Source organism: Citrobacter sp. TBCS-15 (assembly GCF_005280815.1).
GTDB lineage: Bacteria > Pseudomonadota > Gammaproteobacteria > Enterobacterales > Enterobacteriaceae > Citrobacter > Citrobacter werkmanii.
On sequence record NZ_SZWK01000106.1, the window covers coordinates 1 to 3,948 of the forward strand.

Here is a 3,948-nt window from a genome sequence, read left to right on the forward strand (position 1 = left end):
ACGGCGTGATGGGCCGGATGACCCACTGGCAGATTAATGACCACCCTCCCCTGCAATTCAGCCACGATGCGCTGGGCCGGGAAACAACACGCCACAGCGGGGCCGGTTTTCAGTTCGGGCAAAGCTACAGCCCCACCGGCAATATTGTGGAACAGTGGGCCGGACACCATGAATCCGGCACCACGGACTGGCCTATGGACATCTGGCGTCGCCAGGAATACGACCGGGCATGGAACCTCACCCGGGTCAGTGACAACCGCTGGGGAACCACCACTTACCGCTATGACACTAACGACCAGATAACCCTTGCCGAAGGCGGCACACGGCAGCTCCCCCGGCAGGAACATTTCGGCTACGACGTCAACCTGAACATCCGCCACCACGGTCAGACCCGCAACCTTCCGGACGCCCTCATGCAGTTTACGGCGCAGGAACAGGAACATGGCCGCGTCACAAAACGGGGCGACAGCCGCTTCCGCTATGATGAAGGCGGCAGACTGGTCGAAAAAACCGTTCTGTCTGACGGCTTCCGGCCACAGCGGTGGCGCTACCGCTGGGATGGTATGGGCCAACTGGTACAGCTTATCACCCCACAGGGTGAACGCTGGCGCTATACCTACGACGCCTTTGGCCGCCGGCTCAGCAAGCGCCGGGAAAGAACCACGCTGGGTATCGCGGGTTACGATTACCAGTGGAGCGGCGACCTGCTGGTGGCGGAAACGCCGGTTTACGCCGACGGCACCGCTGCGGTGGAACACAGCGTGTACTGGCTGTATGAACCCGGCGCGCTGACACCGGGAGCCAGATATGAAAACGGGCAACTGCACTATGTGGTCCGTGACCATATGGGTACACCGAGAGAACTGCTGACGGAAACCGGCGAAGTGGTCCGGGCGCAGAAGCTGAGCGTCTGGGGTAAGGCTGAGCAGTATCGCTTCGGTGGACTAAGCGCGGCTAATGATGATGATACGGCACCGCACTGTCCGTGGCGCTTTGCGGGGCAGTACGCGGATGAAGAATCCGGATTGCACTATAATCGGTTCCGGTACTATGATGTTGAGACGGGGCAGTATGTTTCGCCTGATCCAATAGGGCTAGATGGGGGATTAAATCCGTATGGATACGTCAATAATCCACTGAAATATATTGACCCATTGGGTTTAGATAAAGTATTAACCGATGGTGTTGTTTATCGGATGGGGAGTGGGACCGATTCAAACTTAACGCCCCGACCAGGAAAAGATACAACGACAGGACTGTCAACAACCATAGAAAAACCAACCGGTAAATATCAAGAGCTTGATGTGAAAAAACTTCGTGAACGTGGATTAATTGTAGTTCAGGATGGTAAAAACCATGCGTCGATCAGACCAGCAGACGATCCTGATTTTTCTAAATTAAGAGAATGGGCTAATACACGAGGAACAGATAATAAATCATTATATACGATAGCAGTACAAGAAGCGTCATGTGGAAAGGTGGGGACATGAATAAATTTATTTTTGATGCTTTATGTGAATTGAAGAAAAATAGTAATAATCAGGCAATTAAATCTATTTCGATCGAGGTGAAGTATATCAATAATTTTTCTAGATTTTATTTTAGCATTTTACTCAGTGATGATTTAACCAATGAAGTAGAGTTCGACGAGGTTGTGATTGAAATAAAATCAGATAATGGATCTTATTTTGATATTGATCTTTCCGATTCGTCAGGATTTATATATATGGAAGATAAACAGATTAATAGCGAGAAAAAAATAATGGATTTTTTAGAAGCAGCCAAAAATAAATTCTCTAATATTTTTGAAAAATTACTAAATAGTGAAAAGCGAAGTATATAATTGTTTCAGTAAAACCAGCAACTCAGGGATTGGGGAGAGAACGCTAAATAGCTGCGCCTAATACCGCTACACTTTTGCCAGCCCATGTTTGCCTCCGGGGGATGGGCTGACGGTTTCCATAAAATGGCGAACTTTTTTCAACAGTTGCCACATTGAGCGGCACTGATGATTGTGCGTTATTGTGTCGTGAAGTGCTTGCCATAGCCGTTCCACATGATTCACCCATGGCGAGTAAACCGGCTGATAAATGCCCCTGAACTTCGGGTTCTCCTTCAGCCAGCGCTGCGTTTCCCGACTTTTGTGGATAATGTAGTTGTCCACGATGAGCGTGATGGTTTTTGCCCGCCGGTATGTCGCTTTAAGCCGCTTCAGCAGGCTGATGAACAGCGTCGAACTTTTGTTGTTGCCGCCCACGTAGCTGACTTTGCCCGTTCCGCAGTGTAGTGCTCCGGCCAGATAGTATTTTTCGTTCTGTCCCGGCGTCACCACGCGTTTTTGCTACCCGCGTAGCTGCCAGTCCGCACCGATTTTGGGATTAAGATGGATATCCACCTCATCTTCATAAAATACCGGATGCTCTGCGCTGCATTCGTCCAGTGCTTTATGAATTGTCGCCATCTTTTCATCCTTATGTGGGTCACGGATACGCAGAGTTGGCGCGGCTCTTCGCCACACAAGCCCCGCAGACGGCAACCAGCGGCGAACGGTTCCGGCATGTAACTGACAGCCGGTTATCTCATTGATTTTTATCGCCAGAAGTTCTGTACTCCAGCGTGAACGCTGGTAACCAAAATCGCCGGGAGCATGTTTTACCAGCTCACGTAATAACGTGCAGATATGTTCAAAAGGCCAGCGACGAGTTCGTCCGGCAGGTAATGATTTCAGTCCTGTCACACCCGACAGCGTGAACCAGTTAATCCAGCGGCCGACGGAGGAACGGGCACAGCAGAGTGCTCTGGCAACGTCGCTGACGCGATCGCCCCGATGTAGCATCAGTATGGCAGTCAGCCTGCGGGCATAATTTTTATCGTGCGTTTTATGGATTGCTTTCTGCATCAGGCGTCGTTCGTCACGGGGAATTGGTGCTATGATCGGCATCGCTCAGTCCGGTTGGTGATTTGTTTTGATTTGGCGATTGATCAGATCGCACAATCCGGGCTGAGTTCCCTCAAAGTGATCTACTATTCCGCGCAGCTATTTAGTAATTATGTAACAAAAGCGCAAGCGGCGGGATGGTCTAAAGGGAAAGCGTTAGGGAATTATGTTCCTGGAGGGCAAATTGGTGGGGATATTTTTGCAAACAGTACAGGTATTGTTCCAGATGCACCAGGGAGAATATGGTATGAAGCTGATATAGGACTGAACAGTCAAATGTCGCGAGCGAAACAACCCGGAACAAGATTATTATATTCTAGTGATGGGTTAACTTATATAACATCAGATCATTATGATACAGCGCAAGAACTGGGGCGTTGGCACTGTTAACAAAGGTGAACATTGTGAAAAAAATAATATTAGATGGGGACATCCAAAGAAATCCAATTGACATATATAAATTATTTTCAAATGAATTTTATTTTGGCCCGTACTTTGGTAATAATCCAGATGCTTTGTTTGATTTTATGACACCAATTGATTCGGATGATAAGCCAGTAGTTATATACTGGTACAATAGCGAAGTATTTAAATGCCATTACCCAAAAGAATTTGAACAACTCATTTTTGTATTTAATAAAATTTGCGACTTCGAAAACAAAGATAAAGAGGAATTCCAATTTAACATATTATAATTACTAATAAAGCTGTTCGCAGAGAAAATGAATGTATGTGTTTGGAAGATTACCTCCGGACTCTAAAATAAGGCCAAAGAGCAGTATTGTCGGTGCCACCGGAGAATGCTGGGCACTTACCCCCTGGATGCCGCAGGGCGGCGTACCGCCACACACTGTCCCGACAACCATATTATCCGTGAATATTATGATGGCGGCGATCGGCTCCTTCAGCGACAGGTAAGACAACGGCGGGAGGAAGCGGAGCAGATAATCTCCACCACCGGCTTTCGTTATGATGCGGAATTTCACCTTATCAGCGCCTGTACCCCGGAT

Annotated in this window: 5 protein-coding genes and 1 pseudogene; 4 read left to right on the top strand and 2 right to left on the bottom strand. The window is 48.2% G+C overall.

Translation table 11 applies throughout. The features are described 5' to 3' along the window. Positions 1-1,490 (top strand): RHS repeat-associated core domain-containing protein (locus FDW96_RS10880; RefSeq protein WP_137365690.1); only part of this gene is annotated, 1,490 nt, incomplete at its 5' end. Further along, positions 1,487-1,843 carry a hypothetical protein gene (locus tag FDW96_RS10885; RefSeq protein ID WP_137365691.1) on the top strand — a complete coding sequence of 119 codons (357 nt, stop codon included), beginning with the start codon at positions 1,487-1,489 and terminating at the stop codon, positions 1,841-1,843. The genes FDW96_RS10880 and FDW96_RS10885, both read left to right, overlap by 4 nt. 66 nt (positions 1,844-1,909) lie before the next feature. On the opposite strand, the pseudogene FDW96_RS10890 reads toward FDW96_RS10885, so the two are convergent. Beyond that, positions 1,910-2,941: pseudogene (locus tag FDW96_RS10890) on the bottom strand (IS630 family transposase). 30 nt (positions 2,942-2,971) lie between these two features. Between FDW96_RS10890 and FDW96_RS10895 the strand changes: the two are divergent. Next, positions 2,972-3,328, top strand: a complete 357-nt coding sequence (locus FDW96_RS10895) for a ribonuclease domain-containing protein (RefSeq protein ID WP_252362866.1) — start codon at positions 2,972-2,974, stop codon at positions 3,326-3,328. Positions 3,329-3,342: 14 nt separating this feature from the next. Further along, positions 3,343-3,633 (top strand): barstar family protein, encoded by a 291-nt coding sequence (locus FDW96_RS10900; RefSeq protein WP_137365693.1) that lies wholly within the window; start codon positions 3,343-3,345, stop codon positions 3,631-3,633. Positions 3,634-3,636: 3 nt separating this feature from the next. Here FDW96_RS10900 and FDW96_RS25215 read toward each other — a convergent pair. After that, the coding region (locus FDW96_RS25215) for a hypothetical protein (protein WP_212732867.1) at positions 3,637-3,948 on the bottom strand (312 nt) is incomplete at its 5' end.

Coding starts and splice junctions, on each gene's coding strand:
- FDW96_RS10885 (WP_137365691.1), top strand. CDS start 1,487: ATGAATAAATTTATTTTTGATGCTTTATGTGAATTGAAGAAAAATAGT.